The sequence below is a fragment of the Ornithinimicrobium faecis genome (genome assembly GCF_023923225.1).
Taxonomy (GTDB): Bacteria; Actinomycetota; Actinomycetes; order Actinomycetales; family Dermatophilaceae; genus Ornithinicoccus; species Ornithinicoccus faecis.
The window spans coordinates 4,553,056-4,568,913 of sequence record NZ_CP099489.1 but is presented as its reverse complement, the minus strand read 5'-3'; the positions used below and the strand labels follow the sequence as shown (position 1 = coordinate 4,568,913).

At 68.8% G+C, this 15,858-nt stretch carries 16 protein-coding genes; 15 read left to right on the top strand and 1 reads right to left on the bottom strand.

Going from position 1 to position 15,858, the window contains the following annotated elements:
• Positions 1-153: 153 nt before the first annotated feature.
• Genes NF556_RS21100 through NF556_RS21085 form a run of 4 tightly spaced genes read left to right on the top strand, consistent with a single transcriptional unit; the run spans position 154 to position 4,364 of the window.
• On the top strand, positions 154-1,416 hold the full coding sequence (locus NF556_RS21100) for a nucleotide sugar dehydrogenase (RefSeq protein WP_252593337.1): 1,263 nt from the start codon (positions 154-156) through the stop codon (positions 1,414-1,416).
• Entirely contained in the window at positions 1,413-2,324 is a 912-nt protein-coding gene (locus NF556_RS21095; RefSeq protein WP_252593336.1) for an ABC transporter permease, read from the top strand. The genes NF556_RS21100 and NF556_RS21095 overlap by 4 nt, the downstream gene beginning before the upstream one ends.
• Positions 2,311-3,234 (top strand): ABC transporter ATP-binding protein, encoded by a 924-nt coding sequence (locus NF556_RS21090; protein WP_252593334.1) that lies wholly within the window; start codon positions 2,311-2,313, stop codon positions 3,232-3,234. Before NF556_RS21095 ends, NF556_RS21090 begins: the two co-directional genes overlap by 14 nt.
• Positions 3,235-3,239: 5 nt before the next feature.
• Complete coding sequence (locus NF556_RS21085; RefSeq protein ID WP_252595882.1) at positions 3,240-4,364, top strand: glycosyltransferase; 1,125 nt, start codon at positions 3,240-3,242, stop codon at positions 4,362-4,364.
• A 240-nt stretch (positions 4,365-4,604) separates the two neighbouring features.
• Here NF556_RS21085 and NF556_RS21080 read toward each other — a convergent pair whose 3' ends face one another.
• Positions 4,605-5,909, bottom strand: coding sequence for a UDP-glucose dehydrogenase family protein (locus NF556_RS21080; RefSeq protein ID WP_252593331.1), 1,305 nt, complete (start codon positions 5,907-5,909; stop codon positions 4,605-4,607).
• Between the two features lie 179 nt (positions 5,910-6,088).
• Here NF556_RS21080 and NF556_RS21075 point away from each other — a divergent pair, with 179 nt between their 5' ends.
• The 11 genes from NF556_RS21075 (at position 6,089) to mnhG (ending at position 15,699) form a co-directional block, all read left to right on the top strand.
• The gene (locus NF556_RS21075) at positions 6,089-6,994 is read left to right on the top strand and encodes an alpha/beta fold hydrolase (protein ID WP_252593328.1); all 906 of its coding nucleotides are present in this window, start codon (positions 6,089-6,091) and stop codon (positions 6,992-6,994) included.
• 386 nt (positions 6,995-7,380) lie between these two features.
• Positions 7,381-7,668 carry a 30S ribosomal protein S6 gene (gene rpsF, locus NF556_RS21070; RefSeq protein WP_252593325.1) on the top strand — a complete coding sequence of 96 codons (288 nt, stop codon included), beginning with the start codon at positions 7,381-7,383 and terminating at the stop codon, positions 7,666-7,668.
• 28 nt (positions 7,669-7,696) lie between these two features.
• Positions 7,697-8,302: a single-stranded DNA-binding protein gene (locus NF556_RS21065; RefSeq protein WP_252593323.1), complete on the top strand. Its 606-nt coding sequence runs from the start codon at positions 7,697-7,699 to the stop codon at positions 8,300-8,302.
• A 101-nt stretch (positions 8,303-8,403) separates the two neighbouring features.
• Positions 8,404-8,640 carry a 30S ribosomal protein S18 gene (rpsR, locus tag NF556_RS21060; protein WP_252593321.1) on the top strand — a complete coding sequence of 79 codons (237 nt, stop codon included), beginning with the start codon at positions 8,404-8,406 and terminating at the stop codon, positions 8,638-8,640.
• 23 nt (positions 8,641-8,663) lie between these two features.
• Positions 8,664-9,110 carry a 50S ribosomal protein L9 gene (gene rplI / locus NF556_RS21055; protein ID WP_252593320.1) on the top strand — a complete coding sequence of 149 codons (447 nt, stop codon included), beginning with the start codon at positions 8,664-8,666 and terminating at the stop codon, positions 9,108-9,110.
• 276 nt (positions 9,111-9,386) lie between these two features.
• Positions 9,387-12,260 carry a Na+/H+ antiporter subunit A gene (locus tag NF556_RS21050; protein WP_252593318.1) on the top strand — a complete coding sequence of 958 codons (2,874 nt, stop codon included), beginning with the start codon at positions 9,387-9,389 and terminating at the stop codon, positions 12,258-12,260.
• On the top strand, positions 12,257-12,703 hold the full coding sequence (locus NF556_RS21045) for a Na(+)/H(+) antiporter subunit C (protein WP_252593315.1): 447 nt from the start codon (positions 12,257-12,259) through the stop codon (positions 12,701-12,703). Before NF556_RS21050 ends, NF556_RS21045 begins: the two co-directional genes overlap by 4 nt.
• Positions 12,703-14,259, top strand: a complete 1,557-nt coding sequence (locus NF556_RS21040) for a Na+/H+ antiporter subunit D (protein WP_252593313.1) — start codon at positions 12,703-12,705, stop codon at positions 14,257-14,259. The genes NF556_RS21045 and NF556_RS21040 overlap by 1 nt, the downstream gene beginning before the upstream one ends.
• Positions 14,256-14,804, top strand: a complete 549-nt coding sequence (locus NF556_RS21035) for a Na+/H+ antiporter subunit E (RefSeq protein ID WP_252593312.1) — start codon at positions 14,256-14,258, stop codon at positions 14,802-14,804. The genes NF556_RS21040 and NF556_RS21035 overlap by 4 nt, the downstream gene beginning before the upstream one ends.
• Complete coding sequence (locus NF556_RS21030) at positions 14,804-15,289, top strand: MrpF/PhaF family protein (protein WP_252593310.1); 486 nt, start codon at positions 14,804-14,806, stop codon at positions 15,287-15,289. The genes NF556_RS21035 and NF556_RS21030 overlap by 1 nt, the downstream gene beginning before the upstream one ends.
• Positions 15,286-15,699 carry a monovalent cation/H(+) antiporter subunit G gene (mnhG, locus tag NF556_RS21025; RefSeq protein ID WP_252593307.1) on the top strand — a complete coding sequence of 138 codons (414 nt, stop codon included), beginning with the start codon at positions 15,286-15,288 and terminating at the stop codon, positions 15,697-15,699. Before NF556_RS21030 ends, mnhG begins: the two co-directional genes overlap by 4 nt.
• Positions 15,700-15,858 lie beyond the last annotated feature (159 nt).

Here is a 15,858-nt window from a genome sequence, read left to right as displayed (position 1 = left end):
TTCGCAGAGGTCGCTGCGATATGCTGCCCTGCACCTCCGGACCGATCGGCCGGCGCTGACCAATCACCCTCGGGTGAGCGGCACCACCACGGGGGTGGCCGAGGGCGCCGCTGCCGTCAGGACCAGAGACCACAGACACGCAAGGAGCACTTCGTGGCCGTAGACGCCGTCATTATCGGCCTGGGATATGTCGGTCTGCCGTTGGCCCAGGAGGCCACGCGGGCAGGCTTGACGATCCTGGGTTATGACATCAATCAGGGTGTGGTCGATGCCCTCAACGCCGGGACGTCCCACATTGATGACCTGACCGATGAGCACATCGGTGAGATGGTCGCTGGCGGGTTCCGCGCGACCACGGACGAGGCGGAGATCGCCACGGCCAAGGTCGCCGTGATCTGCGTGCCCACGCCACTGTCGGACGAGGGCGGCCCGGACCTGCGCGCGGTCGAGGGTGCTGTTGACGCGGTGGCCCGCAACCTGCAACCCGGGATGCTCGTGGTCCTGGAGTCCACGACCTATCCGGGCACCACCGATGAGGTCGTGCGCCCCAAGCTCGAGGCCGGCGGGCTGGTCGCGGGCACGGACTTCCACCTGGCGTTCTCCCCGGAGCGCATCGACCCGGGCAACGAGACGTTCGGGGCCAAGAACACCCCGAAGGTCGTCGGTGGTCAGACCCCGGCGTGCACCGAGGCCGCAGCGGCGTTTTATGGGCAGTTCGTCGACACGATCGTGCGGGCCAAGGGCACCCGGGAGGCCGAGACGGCCAAGCTGCTGGAAAACACCTACCGCCACATCAACATCGCCCTGGTCAACGAGATGGCCCGGTTCTGTCACGAGCTGGGCATCGACCTGTGGGACGTCATCGACGCCGCAGCCTCCAAGCCGTTCGGGTTCCAGGCGTTCTATCCCGGCCCCGGCGTGGGTGGACACTGCATCCCGATCGACCCGAACTACCTCTCGCACAACGTGCGGGCCCGGTTGGGTTACCCGTTCCGGTTCGTCGAGCTGGCCCAGGAGATCAACTCCGGGATGCCCGGTTATGTCGTCTCACGCATCCAGGACCTGCTCAACGAGGACGGCAAGTCCCTGAAGGGCTCGACGATCCTGCTGCTCGGAGTGACCTACAAGCCCAACATCGCCGACCAGCGCGAGTCCCCGGCCGTGCCCCTGGCCCGTGCCCTGGTCGCCAAGGGCGCCACCGTGCAGTTCCACGACCCGCACGTGGCCTCCTGGGGAGCCCTGGGCGAGTCCGCGACCCGCGTCGAGGACGCCCAGGCCGGCGTGACCGAGGCCGACCTGACCGTCCTGGTCCAAAACCACCGTGAATACGACGTCGACGCCCTCGCCGACGCCGCGACCCGGTTCTTCGACACCCGTGGCAAGGCCACCAGCAGCGAGCGGGTCAGCCGGCTGTGACCGATGTCGGGCCCGACCCGAAGTATTCGCCTCCGGTCCTGCCGGCTGAGGATGCGGCGGCGTTGGCTGCCCGACACGGGCTGGTCGAGGCCGGAGTCCGTCCCGGGTTCATTGCCTACCTGCGGGAGTTGTGGCAGTTCCGTCACCTGACCTGGGCGATGGCCAAGGGGGAGGTGGTCTCCGAATACCAGGACAACCACCTCGGGTGGCTCTGGGCGCTCATCAACCCGATCCTGCTCGGCGTCTCCTACTATCTGATCTTCGGGGTGTTGATCGGCACCCGGGAGGGCGTCGACAACTTCGTCACCTTCCTGACGATCGGGTTGTTCATCTTCATCCCGATCAGCCTGGTGCTGGCCTCGGGCAGCAAGTCTCTGCTGAGCAAGATCAAGATGATCCGCTCGCTGAGCTTCCCCAAGCTGCTCCTGCCCGTGACCGTCACCTTCGCCCACTTCGTCTCGGCGATCCCGGCTTTCGTCGTGCTCGTGATCATCGCCCTGATCACCGAGGACGAGGTCACGGCCGAGTGGTTGCTCTTCCCGGTGGCGCTGCTGGTGGTCCTCGTGATGTGCATGGCCTTCGCGCTGATCGGCTCGCGGCTGGTCCACGCCTTCCGGGACCTGTCCAACCTGATGTCGCTGATCACCCGCCTGCTGCGCTATGTGTCCGGCGTCTTTTTCAGCGTCCAGGTGTCCATCGAAAGGTTCGACGGTGCACCGGCGTGGGTCGGCCACGCCCTTGAATACCAGCCGGTCGCGGTGGCGCTGACGCTGTGTCGTGAGCCGTTGATGGCCGAGTATCCCGTCCAGTGGCAGACCTGGGCCGTCGCCCTGGCCTGGGCCTTCGGGCTGCTGATCGTGGGCTTCGTTTACTTCTGGCGTGGGGAGGGCACCTATGGCCGCGCCTGAGTCTGAGCGGGACGCCGTCGTCGCGGACCCGGGCCGGGTCCCCTCCGTAATCGCCTCGCACGTCAGCATCACCTATCGCGTCTTCAGCCCCGGACGCGCCGCCGAGGACAACACCGAGGACGCTGAGACCGGTGCCCTGAAGCGGCTGCTGCGCCGCAGCACCCAGGGCGTTGGGGTGCGCGAGGTCGCGGCGGTCAAGGACGTCTCCTTCGTGGCCTATCCGGGAGAGTCGATCGCTGTCCTCGGCCGCAACGGCTCGGGCAAGTCCACCCTGCTGCGCACCATTGCCGGCCTGGTGCCGCCCACCTCGGGCCGGCTCTGGCTCCACGGCCGCGCCGCCCTCCTGGGCGTCAACGGTGTGCTGATCGCCAGGCTGAGCGGGCGGCGCAACATCTGGATCGGGTGTCTGGCGATGGGCATGTCGCCGGACGAGATCCGGGCCAAGCAGGACGACATCGTGGAGTTTGCGGACATCGGTGAGTTCATCGACATGCCGATGAACTCCTACTCCTCCGGCATGGCCGCGCGCCTGCGGTTTGCCATCTCCACCGCGATCGTGCCGGACATCCTCGTCGTGGACGAGGCGCTGTCGACCGGTGACACTCAGTTCCGGGCTCGCGCCACCGCGCGGATCAAGGAGATCCGGCAGCAGGCCGGGACCGTCTTCATGGTCAGCCACACTCCCGCCACGATCGAGTCCATGTGCGATCGGGCGCTGTGGATCGACGAGGGCCGACTGCTGGCCGACGGCCAGCCAAAGCCGGTCGCTGGCCTCTACACCCGCAAGTACGGTGAGGACAGGCACGTCTGGCGCGAGCGGTATGCCGAGGTGCACCGCGTCATCGACGAGCAGGGTCTGGAGGCGGCGCGGGATCTGTTGCGCCGCTGGGAGCCGGAGGGAGGGTGGTGAGCACGATGCGACGCATCCTGGTCGTCACCGTCGTCCACCACCCGGGCGACGCCCGGATCCGCCACCGACAGATCGAGTCGCTGCTCGCAGCGGGTTGGCGCGTGACCTACGCCGCGCCCTTCTCGGACTACGGACTGACCCGGCCCGTCGGCATACCGGGTCTGGTGCCGATCGAGGTGCCGCGCGCCTCCGGGCGCCGCCGCCTGACCGCACTCAAGGCCGCCCGGCAGCTGCTGCGCGACCAGGCACCGGGTCACGACGTCGTGCTCCTGCACGACGCCGAGCTGCTGCTCGCGGTGCGGGGCCTGCGCGACCTGCCGCCGGTGGTGTGGGACGTGCACGAGGACACCGCTGCTGCGCTGGAGGTCCGCCCCTGGGTGCCCGACACGCTGCGCTCGCCCGCTGCCTGGGGCGTGCGCCGCCTGGAGCACTGGGCCGAGGATCGGATGCCGCTGCTGCTGGCCGAGCACGAATATGCCGGGAGGTTCCGCAAGGAGCACCCGGTCGTCCCCAACACCACCCGCGTGCCGATCCACCCCATACCGCCGGGCCGACGTGACGACGAGGGACGCCAGCGGGTCGTCTATCTGGGCACCCTCACCGCCGAGCGCGGCGCGCACGAACTGATCGCCGTCGGTCGGCACCTGGAGGCCGCGACCAGCGGAGACGTGCGGGTGCACGTCATCGGCCAGGCCCACGGGGAGGCCGTCCCTGCGTTGCGCGAGGCTGCGCGGGAGGGGGTCGTCGTGTGGCACGGGTTCGTGCCCAGCGACAAGGCCCTGCCGATGCTCGACGGGGCGCTCGCCGGCCTGTCCCTGCTGCACGACGAGGCCAACTTCCGGCACTCGATGCCCACCAAGGTGATCGAGTATCTCGCCCACGGTGTCCCCGCGATCAGCACCCCGCTGCCGGTCCCGGCAGAACTGTTGCGCCGCACCGGGGCTGGCGTGCTGGTGCCGTTCAGGGACGTCTCGGCGACGGTCGATGCGGTCCTGGGGCTGCACCGCGACCCGGAGCGTGCGGCCGAGCTGGGCCGCGCGGGCCATCGCGCCGCAGCCGAGGGCTACAACTGGGAGACCGTCGCTCCCGTGTTCATCGCGGCCCTCGAGGCCGCCGCTTCCCCCCACTGACCGAGCGCGCCGTGTTGCGCTCTAGGGTGACCGAGCGCGCCGTCGCCCGCTCCACCACTCGCTCCGGCCGTGCATTCAAACAGGCTATGTCGAAGGCTCTTTTGCCAAGGCGCAGGTCAGCGCGGTGCGCCTCCTCGGGCATCCCCACGTTGCCGGTTTGGCTGCACGCTGCTGGGCGCGGGGTAAGGCGCTCGAGCTGCCCCTGGCGGACCTGGGGGAGACCGGCGCCGCGGCGTGGGCTCAGGGGCGGCCGAGGCCGACGTAGGTCCACCCGGCCTGGCGGTAGGCGTCGCGGTCGAGCAGGTTGCGGCCGTCGATCATCAGCTTGTTGGCCACGTCGGCGCCGATCACTGCCGGGTCGAGCTCGCGGAACTCGGGCCACTCGGTCAGGTGCAGCACGGCCTCGGCGTCGGCGATGGCCTCGGTCGCGGAGTCGGCATAGTTGAGCGTGGGGAAGATCCGGGCGGCATTGGGCATCGCCTTGGGGTCATAGACGCTGACCTGTGCGCCGGCCAGGTGCAACTGACCGGCGATGGACAGCGCGGGCGAGTCACGCACGTCATCGGAGTCCGGCTTGAAGGCCGCGCCGAGCACGGCAACCCGACGTCCGTGCAGCGTGCCGAGGTGCTCGCGCACCAGGTTGACCACCTGCTCGCGGCGCCTGAGGTTGATGGCGTCCACCTCGTTGAGGAAGGCCAGTGACTGACCGGCGCCCAGCTCGGACGCCCGCGCGCTGAACGCCCGGATGTCCTTGGGCAGGCAGCCGCCGCCGAAGCCGACCCCGGCATTGAGGAACTTGCGGCCGATCCGCTCGTCGTGGCCGATCGCGTCAGCCAGCGCGGTGACGTCAGCGCCAGTCACGTCGCAGATCTCGGCCATCGCGTTGATGAACGAGATCTTGGTGGCCAGGAACGAGTTGGCAGCGACCTTGACCAGCTCGGCGGTCGGCAGGTCGGTGACCACGACCGGGGTGTCGTCACCAATGGCGCGGGCATAGACCTCGCGCAGGATGCCCTCGGCGTTGTCGCCGTTGACGCCGAACACCAGACGGTCCGGGTGCAGCGTGTCCTGGACCGCGAAGCCCTCGCGCAGGAACTCGGGGTTCCACGCCAGCTCGACCGAGACGCTCTCCGGCGTGGCGACCTCGATCCGCTCGGCCAGCTTCTCGGCGGTGCCAACCGGCACGGTGGACTTGCCCACCACCAGCGAGCCGTCCTTGAGGAAGGGGATCATGGCGTCGATCGAGGAGTTCACAAAGGCCATGTCCGCGGCGAGGCTGTTCTTGCGCTGCGGGGTGCCAACGCAGACAAAATGGACGTCAGCATCGGCGATCTCGGCCATGTCGGTGGTGAACCGCAGCCCCTTTCCAACGTGCTTGTCCAGCAGCGGATCAGAGTTGGGCTCATAGAACGGCATCCGGCGCTGGTTCAGCGACTCGACCTTGGCCGCGTCGATGTCGACCCCGACCACATCGAAGCCGAGTTCGGCCATCCCCGCGGCGTGCACCGCCCCGAGATAGCCCGTTCCGATCACGGAGATGCGCATGTGTGTCCCTTGGTTGTCGCACGGAAGTCCTCATCGAGGCTACCGAGCGCCCCCGCACGGAGACAGTGGAATTCGTGTGTCGTTGGCCACCCCTGAGCACGGCGTGTGACGCGTCCGACAGGCGCGCTGGCAGGATGGCGGACCATGACTGTCCAGGATGTTCGTGCGGCGGCCCGGCCATGAGTCGGGTCCTGCGCACCGGCGGCGGTGGGACCGCGCGCACCAACCCCATCTCGTATGCCGTGTCCGGCCCCAGCGCGCCCGGCACCGCTGACCTGGTCCTGGTGCACGGGTGGTGCTGTGACCGCACCGCCATGACGACGTTGCGCGAGCGACTCGAGAAGCGACACCGCGTGCTGACGCTGGATCTGCGCGGCCACGGACAGAGTCAGGAGTTCGACGAGGACGGGTCCGTGGGGGCTGGTGCCCGCCGCGTCGACGCAGACCAGCCCGCACCCACCGGCACGGTCGCGACCAGCATCGCGCAGTTCTCCTCCGACGTCGTCGCGGCCTGTGAGGCAGCGGGATTGCGGTCCCCGGTGGTGATCGGGCACAGCCTGGGCGGGCTCATCGCCCTCGACGCACTGGCCCGCGCAGACAGTCGGTTGCGGGAGGCGCCCGGGCGCCCGTGGCAGCCGGCCGGTGCCGTCCTGCTGGACCCCGCGCCGATTGCGCGCGAGAAGGGCAAGGAGTTCTGGGCCGGCCAGGTCGACCCAGTGTCGCGAGACCACACCGGTGACCTGCGCCGTGACTTTGCCCGCTCCCTGGTGCTGCCCACCGACCGCGTCAACTATGACCAGATCGTGGAGGTGATGGCGGCCACGCATCCGCAGGTCGCCGCCGGGGGTGCCAACGCCATGGCGACCTTCGACGGTGCCCAGGCACTCGAGCAGCTCGCCCTGCCGGCCCTGATCATTCACGCGGCCACCGCCGAGCGCGGCCTGGAGCAACTGGTGCCGGACCGGAGTCTGCTGACGCTCGGGCGCACCGTCGGCGCGGGGCACTTCCACCACATCGAGGTCCCCGAGCAGGTGGTGCCGATGATCACCCGCTGGCTGGAGAACACCTTCGGCACGAATGCTTGAGAGCCCAGCTTGAGCACCTTGAGACCCAGCAGTGGTGCCGGATCGGTGCTGCCGTCGTGGTGCTCCAGCCCCCGACACGCCGCAACGATCTCAGCACAGTGCGCGACACGCCGGTGGGGCCGAGCGGGTGGCGGGGCGGGCCGCCTGAGCCGCACGTAACCCGGGAAGCGCGTGGAGCGGACCGAAATTAGGTCGCGGCGTCGGCCACTCGGTATCGTGGACGGGTTCACCGTTGACGGCCGCCTCTGGCCTGCCCTGTGGACCGACTCGTGCACGTGTCGGTCTCCTCTGGCAGGGTTGAGGTCAGCACGAAGCGGTGGGACGAATGCAACCCTCCTGTCACGGAGAGACCGTGACCGTTAAGACCGAAGGAGGTGGGTTCACGCATGCGTCAGTACGAACTCATGATCATCCTCGATCCCGAGGCCGATGAGCGCAATCTCCAGCCCACGCTGGAGAAGCTGCTCGCTGTTGTCACCAAGGAAGGTGGCAGTGTCGACACCACAGACATCTGGGGTCGTCGCCGTCTGGCCTATGAGATCAAGAAGCAGTCTGAGGGCATCTACGCCGTGGTCACCATGACCGCGACGTCGGCCACCGCACAGGAACTCGACCGCCAGCTGGGCCTGAACGAGACCGTTCTGCGCACCAAGCTGATGCGCGTCGGGGCCTGACCGACTCCCGACAGCAAAGGACTCAGACATGGCTGGCGAAACCCCGATCACCATCGTTGGCAACCTCACCGCCGACCCCGAGCTGCGCTTCACCCCTTCCGGTGCTGCCGTCGCGAACTTCACCGTGGCCTCCACGCCGCGGCAGTTTGACCGGCAGACCAATGACTGGAAGGACGGCGAGACGCTGTTCATGCGCTGCTCCATCTGGCGCGAGGCGGCCGAGAACGTTGCCGAGAGCCTGACCCGCGGCGCCCGCGTCGTGGTCACCGGACGGCTCGTCTCCCGCTCCTGGGACTCCCCCGAGGGCGAGAAGCGCACCGTGATGGAGATGCAGGCCGACGAGATCGGCCCGTCGCTGCGTTATGCGACGGCCAAGGTCACCAAGGCCCAGCGTGGCTCCGGTGGCGGAGGCAGCGGCAACTGGAGCGGCGGCCAGGGTGGTGCCCAGCAGGGCGGTGCCCAGGGCGGCCAGCAGTTCGGTGGCCAGCCAGCAGCTGGCCAGCAGCCCGCTCCCCAGCAGGGTGGCGGCCAGGCCAGCAAGTCCGAGACCGACCCGTGGGCCACCGGTGGCAACGCCGGCGGCCAGCAGGGTGGCGGTTGGAACAGCCCGTCCTACGACGAGCCCCCGTTCTGATCACACCCTGATCGCAACCAGCACCCGGGTTTCCCCGGGTGCCCTGAAACACCCCATCCCGAGGTGACCCCTCGGGCTCTCACAGAATGGAGAGCACCACGATGGCCAAGCCCGTTGTGCGCAAGCCCAAGAAGAAGGCGAACCCTCTCAAGGCCGCCAAGATCGAGTCGATTGACTACAAGGACACCGCGCTGCTGCGCAAGTTCATCTCCGACCGCGGCAAGATCCGCGCTCGTCGGGTGACCGGTGTCACCGTGCAGGAGCAGCGTCGCATCGCCAACGCGGTCAAGAACGCCCGCGAGATGGCACTGCTGCCCTACTCCAGCTCGGCGCGCTGAGCACCAGGACAAGGAGAGATCTGATGAAGCTCATTCTCACCCAGCCGGTGTCCGGCCTCGGTGTGGCCGGTGACGTCGTCGACGTCAAGGACGGTTACGCCCGCAACTACCTGCTGCCCCGCAAGCTGGGCACCGCCTGGACCAAGGGCGGCCAGAAGCAGGTCGACGCGATCCTGGCCGGTCGCGAGGCCCGTTCCCACAAGACCGAGGAGGAGGCCAAGGCCGCCAAGGCGTCCCTGGAGGGCTCCTCGGTGACCGTGTCCGCCAACGCGGGCTCCGGTGGTCGCCTGTTCGGCGCCGTCACCGCCGGTGACATCGCTGACGCGATCGCCACCGCCGGTGGCCCCAAGGTCGACAAGCGCCGCATCGAGGTGCCGCGCCCAATCCGCAACGTCGGCGAGCACACGGCCCACGTCCGCCTGCACGACGATGTCGCTGCCGACATCACCGTGCTGGTCGAGCAGGCCTGAGCCACCAGCACCACCAGCACCACCCACGAGGGGCCGGTCGGGAGAGATCCCGACCGGCCCTTTGTCGTCTCCCGCCCGGGGCTCCCGGGGCCGAGAACAGCGGATCCGGCCACCTCACACGTGACAAGAACCACGTGCCGGGTGACCAGGGCACTTGGTTGAGCCTTCACCCGGTAAAGTAGCCCCGACTCCAACCCCCTTCCGCCCAGCGGATCGTGGGTCGAGGGCTCCCACTGACCAGGGCCTCGGCTGCACCGCCTGACTTCGAGGAGGCCCATGCTCGCACTGGTCGTTGCGCATGCTGTTGCTGCCCTCCTCGCGCCGACCCTCGTCCGGTTCCTCGGGCCCCGCGCCTTCGTGCCGCTCGCGGCGGTGCCAGCGATCACTGCTGGCTATGCCGCGTGGCAGTTTGCCCGGGTCGACTCCAGTGCGCCGCCGCTGGAGGAGTTCCTCTGGGTCGACAGCCTCGACCTGACGCTGACCTTCCGGATGGACACCCTCGCCTGGTTGATGACGCTGATCGTCGCCGGCGTCGGTGCCCTGGTGCTGCTCTACTGCGCGCACTACTTCGACGACAAGGAGCGCACCAAGGGGCTGGGCCTGTTCGCCGGCTCGTTGACGGCCTTCGCCGGCGCGATGCTCGGCCTCGTCACCACCGACGACATGCTCCTGCTCTACGTCTTCTGGGAGCTCACCACGATCCTGTCCTACCTGCTCATCGGCTATGTGTCGACGAGCAAGGCGAGCATCGCGGCGGCCAAGCAGGCGCTGCTGGTCACCACTTTCGGTGGGCTGGCGATGTTGGTCGGCATGATCATGATCGGCGAGAGCCAGGACACCTACCTGATCAGCGAGATCCTGGCCGACCCGGGCTCGGGCACCTTCATCAGCTGGGGTGTCGTGCTGCTGCTGGTCGGCGCGATCACCAAGTCGGCGCTGATCCCGTTCCACTTCTGGCTGCCGGGCGCGATGGCCGCCCCCACGCCGGTCAGCGCCTATCTGCACGCCGCCGCCATGGTCAAGGCCGGCATCTACCTGGTGGCCCGGTTCGCCCCGGCGTATGCCGATCTGCCGGCTTGGCGCTACACCATCGTCACCCTGGGCGCGGCCACCCTGCTGCTCGGTGGCTATCGCTCCCTGAGACAGCACGACCTGAAACTGTTGCTGGCCTACGGCACGATCAGCCAGCTCGGGTTCATCACCCTGCTGGTGGGCTACGGCAACCACGGCACGACCGTGGCCGGCCTCGGCATGCTGGTGGCCCACTCGCTGTTCAAGTCCTGTCTGTTCCTGACCACCGGCACGGTCGAGCACGCGACGGGCACCCGAGACATCCGGCGGCTCTCCGGCGTCGGCAGACGTATGCCGTGGCTCGCCGGAGCAGCGGGCCTGGCCAGCCTGTCGATGGCTGGCCTGCCACCAGTGCTGGGCTTCGCCGGCAAGGAAGCGGCCCTGCACTCGCTGATGCACCCGAGTGGCGGGTGGTGGTCCTATGACGGTCTCGTGCTGCTGATGGTCGCGGTGGGCTCGGTGCTGACCTTCGGCTACACCGCACGCTTCATGTGGGGTGCCTTCGCGCGCAAGGACCCGATGCTGGCCGGCGACGCCGGTCAGGTCACCACGGTGACCCACCACCCGGAGTGGCTCCTCGTCGCCGTCCCCGGTCTGCTCGCACTCGCCGGCCTGGCCCTCGGCCCCGCCGCACCGTGGCTCGAGGACCTGATCTCACGGCATACCGGCCTCTATCCGGCCGGCGAGGACCCCGCCCACCTGGTCCTGTGGAGTGGCGCGGTCACGCCCGCCCTGCTGCTGTCGATCGTGATCTGGGTGCTGGGCACGGCGCTGTTCCTCGGGAGCGCACCGGTCGCCGCGCTGCAGCGCAAGGCGCAGGTCCCGCTGGACGCCGGACGCACCTATCAGCACATCGTGCGCGGCGTCGACCGCCTGGCGCTCGAGGTCACCGGTGGCTTCCAGCGCGGCTCGCTCCCGACGCTGTTGGCGATCATCCTGCTCGTGCTCGTCGTGCTGCCCACGATCGTGCTGGTGCGCGGCGTGACCTGGCCTGAGGACGTCCGCTGGTTCGACACCCCGGCCCAGGTCGGCGTCGGGCTGGTGATCGTGATCGCGGCGATTGCCACGACCCGTGCGCGCCGCCGGTTGCGGGCCGTCTTCCTGGTCAGCGTCACCGGCTATGGCACCGCGCTGCTCTTCCTGCTGCACGGTGCGCCGGACCTGGCGCTGACGCAGGTGCTGGTCGAGACGGTGACCCTGGTGGTCTTCGTGCTGGTGCTGCGCCGGCTGTCTGGTCGCTTCCCCGACAACCCGACCGTGCTGACCCGGCGCCTGCGCGCCCTGCTCGGGCTGGCGACGGGTCTGGTCGTCGCAGCCGTCGCGCTCACCGCCGCTGCCGCGCGCAACCACGACCCGGCCGCCCAGGGGCTGGTTGACACCGCCAAGGAGTATGGCGGCGGGAACAACATCGTCAACGTCATCCTGGTGGACGTGCGCGCCTGGGACACCATGGGCGAGCTGTCGGTGGTGCTGGCCGCGGCGACCGGCGTCACGAGCCTGATCTTCCTCAAGCAGGACGCCGTCATCCGGGCCCGCCGGGCCCTGCGGCACAGCTGGCGCAACCGGGTGACAACTCCCGACGACGGCGCCTCGACGCGGTGGATCGCCGCCGTGCAGGATCTCGACCCCACCCGCCGGTCCACGATCTTTGAGGTGGTCACCCGGATCGTCTTCCACACCATCGTGTTGTGGTCGGTCTATCTGCTGTTCGCCGGGCACAACGCCCCTGGTGGTGGCTTCGCTGCCGGCCTGGTCGCCGGGCTCGCGCTGGCGCTGCGCTATCTGGCCGGCCGCGGCTATGAGTTGCGCGTGGCGCTGCCGGTCATGCCCGGTCTGCTGCTCGGTGGCGGGCTGTTCATCGCTGCCGCCTCAGCGATCCTGCCGATGTTCTTCGGTGAGCCGCCGCTGCGCACCTGGATCATCGACGTGCCGCTGCCCCTGATCGGGGACGTGCACATCGTGACCTCCCTGCTCTTTGACCTCGGGGTCTATCTCGTGGTCATCGGGCTGATGCTCGACATCCTGCGCAGCCTGGGCTCCGCACTGGATGACCAGATCGCCGAGGAGGAGGCCGGATGAGTCCCAACATCACCTTGATCCTGGTCGCCGCCACGCTGCTCGGCACCGGTGTCTATCTGCTGCTGGCGCGCTCGATCGTGCGCGCCCTGGTCGGCTTCCTGCTGATGGGCAACGGCATCAACATCCTGTTCATGGTCGCCTCCGGCCCGGCCGGCGACGTGCCGATCCTCGACCAGGGTGATCCCGACCAGATGGCCGACCCGATCCCGCAGGCCCTGGTGCTGACCGCGATCGTGATCACCCTGGCGATGACCGCCTTCGTGCTCTCGCTCGCGCACCGGGCCTGGCAGCTCGGTCGCGATGACCTGCTGGAGGACGACGAGGAGTCGGCCCGCATCCACCGCCGGGCCGAGGAGAACGACATGTCCGGCGAGTCAACCGACGACGCCGACGTCATCGCGGCCGAGTTTGCCGAAGAGGACACCGGGGAGGAGGAGCGTTGATGAACGACTTCTCCTGGCTGGTGCCCCTGCCGGTCGTGCTGCCCCTGGTCGGGGCCGGCATCAACCTGGCCGCGGCGGGCCGCACGCGCGTCCAGCGGATCGTCAGCATGACGACGCTGACGGTGATCCTGCTGATCACCATGGTCCTGCTGTTCGCGGCGGACCAGCGCGGTCCCCAGGTCGTGCAGGTCGGTGGGTGGGCGCCCACCGAGGGTGTGGTCCTGATCGTGGACCGGCTCTCGGCGCTGATGGTGATCGTGTCGGTCGTCGTCACGATGGCCGTGTTGCGCTATTCGATCGGCCAGGGCCGCTCGTCCTTCGACAACGAGAGCGACGGGCACGCGCCGCTGCCGGTCTTCCACCCCACCATGCTGGTGCTGTCGGCCGGGGTGTCCACCACCTTCATCTCCGGCGACCTGTTCCACATGTATGTCGGCTTCGAGATGTTGCTGGCCGCGAGCTTCGTGCTGCTCACTCTCGGAGGCACCGAGGCACGGGTGCGGGCCGGGGTGACTTATGTCTTCGTCAGCCTGCTCTCCTCGATGCTGTTCCTGATCGCCATCGCGATGATCTATTCGGCGACCGGCACGGTGAACCTGGCGGTCCTGGCCGATCGGCTGGATCAGATCCCGACGGACACCGCGGTCGTGCTGCACGTGCTGCTGATCCTCGGCTTCTGCGTCAAGGCAGCGGTCTTCCCGATGTCTGGGTGGCTGCCGGACTCCTATCCCACGGCTCCCGCCCCGGTGACGGCCGTGTTCGCCGGCCTGCTGACCAAGGTCGGCATCTATGCGCTGATCCGCACCCAGACCCTGCTGTTCCCCGACGGCACCCTCAACAACGTGCTGATGTGGGCCGCCCTGCTGACGATGCTGGTCGGCATCCTGGGGGCGGTCACCCAGGACGACATCAAACGGATGCTCTCCTTCACCCTGGTCAGCCACATCGGCTATCTGCTGTTCGGCATCGCCCTGGGCTCCCCGGCGGGCATGTCCGCCGCGATCTTCTACGTGCTGCACCACATCACGATCCAGACCACCTTGTTCCTGGTGACCGGACTGGTCGAGCGGGTCGGTGGCACCACCGCCTCCTCCCACCTGGGGGGACTGGCCAAGATCAGCCCGCTGCTCGGCATACTCTTCTTTGTCCCGGCCATGAACCTGGCCGGCATCCCGCCGTTCTCCGGCTTCCTCGGCAAGGTCGGCCTGATGCAGGCTGGTGTCGCTGAGGGTGGCTGGCTGCCCATGGTCCTGGTGGCCGGCTCGGTGGTCACCAGCCTGCTCACCCTGTATGCCGTGGCGCGGGTCTGGGGGCGTGCGTTCTGGGGGGCGGCTCCCCGGGCGGACGAGGGCATGACCTACACCCCAGCGAGCACCGGCAACGGTCGCGCGATGGGTGCCGGTGTCGTCCTGCCCACGGTGTCGCTGGTGGCCTTCGGGTTGGCGCTGACCTTTGTGGCCGGGCCCTTGTTCGAGATCACCGACCGGGCCTCGCTGGACCTGCTGCTGCGCGAGCCCTATCTGATCGCGGTGCTCGGTGAGGGGAGGCCGCGATGAGGCGGATGCTGCGCGGCATCCACGGGATGTCGATGGCGATGCTCACCGTCGTGTGGGTGCTGCTGATGGGCGAGGTGACCCTCGGCAACGTGGTGGCCGGCGTGCTGGTGGCCTTCCTGGTGCAACTGGTCTTCCCGCTGCCATCGGTCACGGTCGGGGTGCACTTCCGCCCGATCGCCTTCGTGGTGCTGGCCGTGCGGTTCTTGTGGGACATGTCCTATGCGTCCGTCCACGTGGCCTGGCTGGCCGTGCGGCCCGGGCCCACCGTCAGCGGCATCGTGGTGGACCTGCGGCTGCGCTCGGACAACGAGCTCTTCCAGACGATCACCGCGGAGATGGTGGCCCTGGTGCCCGGCACCGTGGTGATCGACCTCGACGGCGAGCGCCAGATCCTCACCCTGCACCTGCTGGATGTCACCACCCGCCAGCAGGCAGAGGTGATCAGGCACCGCGTGATGGCACAGGAGGCCCGGGTGCTGCGCGCCTTCGACCCCGATCCCGAGGCCGTCCTCAACCCGCGGCGCGCGCGGGAGGTGACCAGCTGATGGGTTTCTCCGACATCATGACCTGGGCGATCGGCATCCTGTTGGTCGCTGCCGCCCTGCTCACCGTGGGGCGCATCATCACCGGCCCCAGCGTGCTGGACCGGGTCGTGGCCAGCGACGTGCTGGTCTCCATCGTCGTGTGCGCCCTGGGGGCGCAGACCGCGCTCGTGGAGGGCCCGAGCACGATGGGGCTGCTGATCACATTGTCCCTGGTCGGTTTCATGGGGTCGGTCGCCGTGGCGCGCTTCGTCGCGCGCGATCGTGACTATCCCGTGGACTTCGACGAGCCCGACACCCTCGAGGACCCGGACGCTGACGACCCCGACAGCTCTGCTTCTGATGGCGGCGCCGACCCTGATCGTCAAGACGCCGACCTCGACGATCCGGAGACTTTCAAGGACCCCGACCGCGACGAGGGACGGGCGCAGGCTCAGGCGCCGGGGGCCACGGACCGATCCGGGACCGAGCAGGAGGGCCGATCATGACCTGGACCCTGGACTCGGTGACCGACGGCATCGGCATGGTGCTGATCCTGCTGGGTGCGCTGCTGTGTCTGACGGCGGCGATCGGTCTGCTGCGCTTCGGTGATCTGCTCACACGCATGCACGCTGCGACCAAGCCGCAGGTGCTCGGGGTCCTGCTGGTGCTGACGGGCGTGGCCCTGAGCAAGGAGAGTGGCCTGCACATCGGCATGCTGCTCCTGGTGGGTGTCTTCCAGATGCTGACGATCCCCGTGGGTGCGCACATGGTCGGCCGCGCCGGCTTCCGCACCGGTCAGGTCGCGCCCTCAGACGTCCACCTCGGCCCGCCTGCTGACCACCCGGCCGACGAGACCGCGGCGGACGCAGACGGGGCTGACGGAGACGGGGCCGACGAGGACAATCCCACCCGCTGACCCGCCTCAGCCGTCACCCCACACGCGCGGGATGACCGCAGCCGCTCCCGGCCATCAGTTGCGTGCATTCGAACAGGCAAAGTCACCGTCGGTGATCGTGGGCGACCCGTTGACCTGCGCATACGCCCGGGCAACTTTCACGTTGCCGGTTTGGGTGCA

Excerpts from the sequence above, each read along its gene's own strand:
- NF556_RS21090 (WP_252593334.1), top strand. The coding sequence starts at position 2,311 with ATGGCCGCGCCTGAGTCTGAGCGGGACGCCGTCGTCGCGGACCCGGGC.
- NF556_RS21085 (WP_252595882.1), top strand. The coding sequence starts at position 3,240 with ATGCGACGCATCCTGGTCGTCACCGTCGTCCACCACCCGGGCGACGCC.
- NF556_RS21080 (WP_252593331.1), bottom strand. The coding sequence starts at position 5,909 with ATGCGCATCTCCGTGATCGGAACGGGCTATCTCGGGGCGGTGCACGCC.
- NF556_RS21075 (WP_252593328.1), top strand. The coding sequence starts at position 6,089 with ATGAGTCGGGTCCTGCGCACCGGCGGCGGTGGGACCGCGCGCACCAAC.
- rpsF (WP_252593325.1), top strand. The coding sequence starts at position 7,381 with ATGCGTCAGTACGAACTCATGATCATCCTCGATCCCGAGGCCGATGAG.
- NF556_RS21065 (WP_252593323.1), top strand. The coding sequence starts at position 7,697 with ATGGCTGGCGAAACCCCGATCACCATCGTTGGCAACCTCACCGCCGAC.
- rpsR (WP_252593321.1), top strand. The coding sequence starts at position 8,404 with ATGGCCAAGCCCGTTGTGCGCAAGCCCAAGAAGAAGGCGAACCCTCTC.
- rplI (WP_252593320.1), top strand. The coding sequence starts at position 8,664 with ATGAAGCTCATTCTCACCCAGCCGGTGTCCGGCCTCGGTGTGGCCGGT.
- NF556_RS21050 (WP_252593318.1), top strand. The coding sequence starts at position 9,387 with ATGCTCGCACTGGTCGTTGCGCATGCTGTTGCTGCCCTCCTCGCGCCG.
- NF556_RS21045 (WP_252593315.1), top strand. The coding sequence starts at position 12,257 with ATGAGTCCCAACATCACCTTGATCCTGGTCGCCGCCACGCTGCTCGGC.
- NF556_RS21040 (WP_252593313.1), top strand. The coding sequence starts at position 12,703 with ATGAACGACTTCTCCTGGCTGGTGCCCCTGCCGGTCGTGCTGCCCCTG.
- NF556_RS21035 (WP_252593312.1), top strand. The coding sequence starts at position 14,256 with ATGAGGCGGATGCTGCGCGGCATCCACGGGATGTCGATGGCGATGCTC.
- NF556_RS21030 (WP_252593310.1), top strand. The coding sequence starts at position 14,804 with ATGGGTTTCTCCGACATCATGACCTGGGCGATCGGCATCCTGTTGGTC.
- mnhG (WP_252593307.1), top strand. The coding sequence starts at position 15,286 with ATGACCTGGACCCTGGACTCGGTGACCGACGGCATCGGCATGGTGCTG.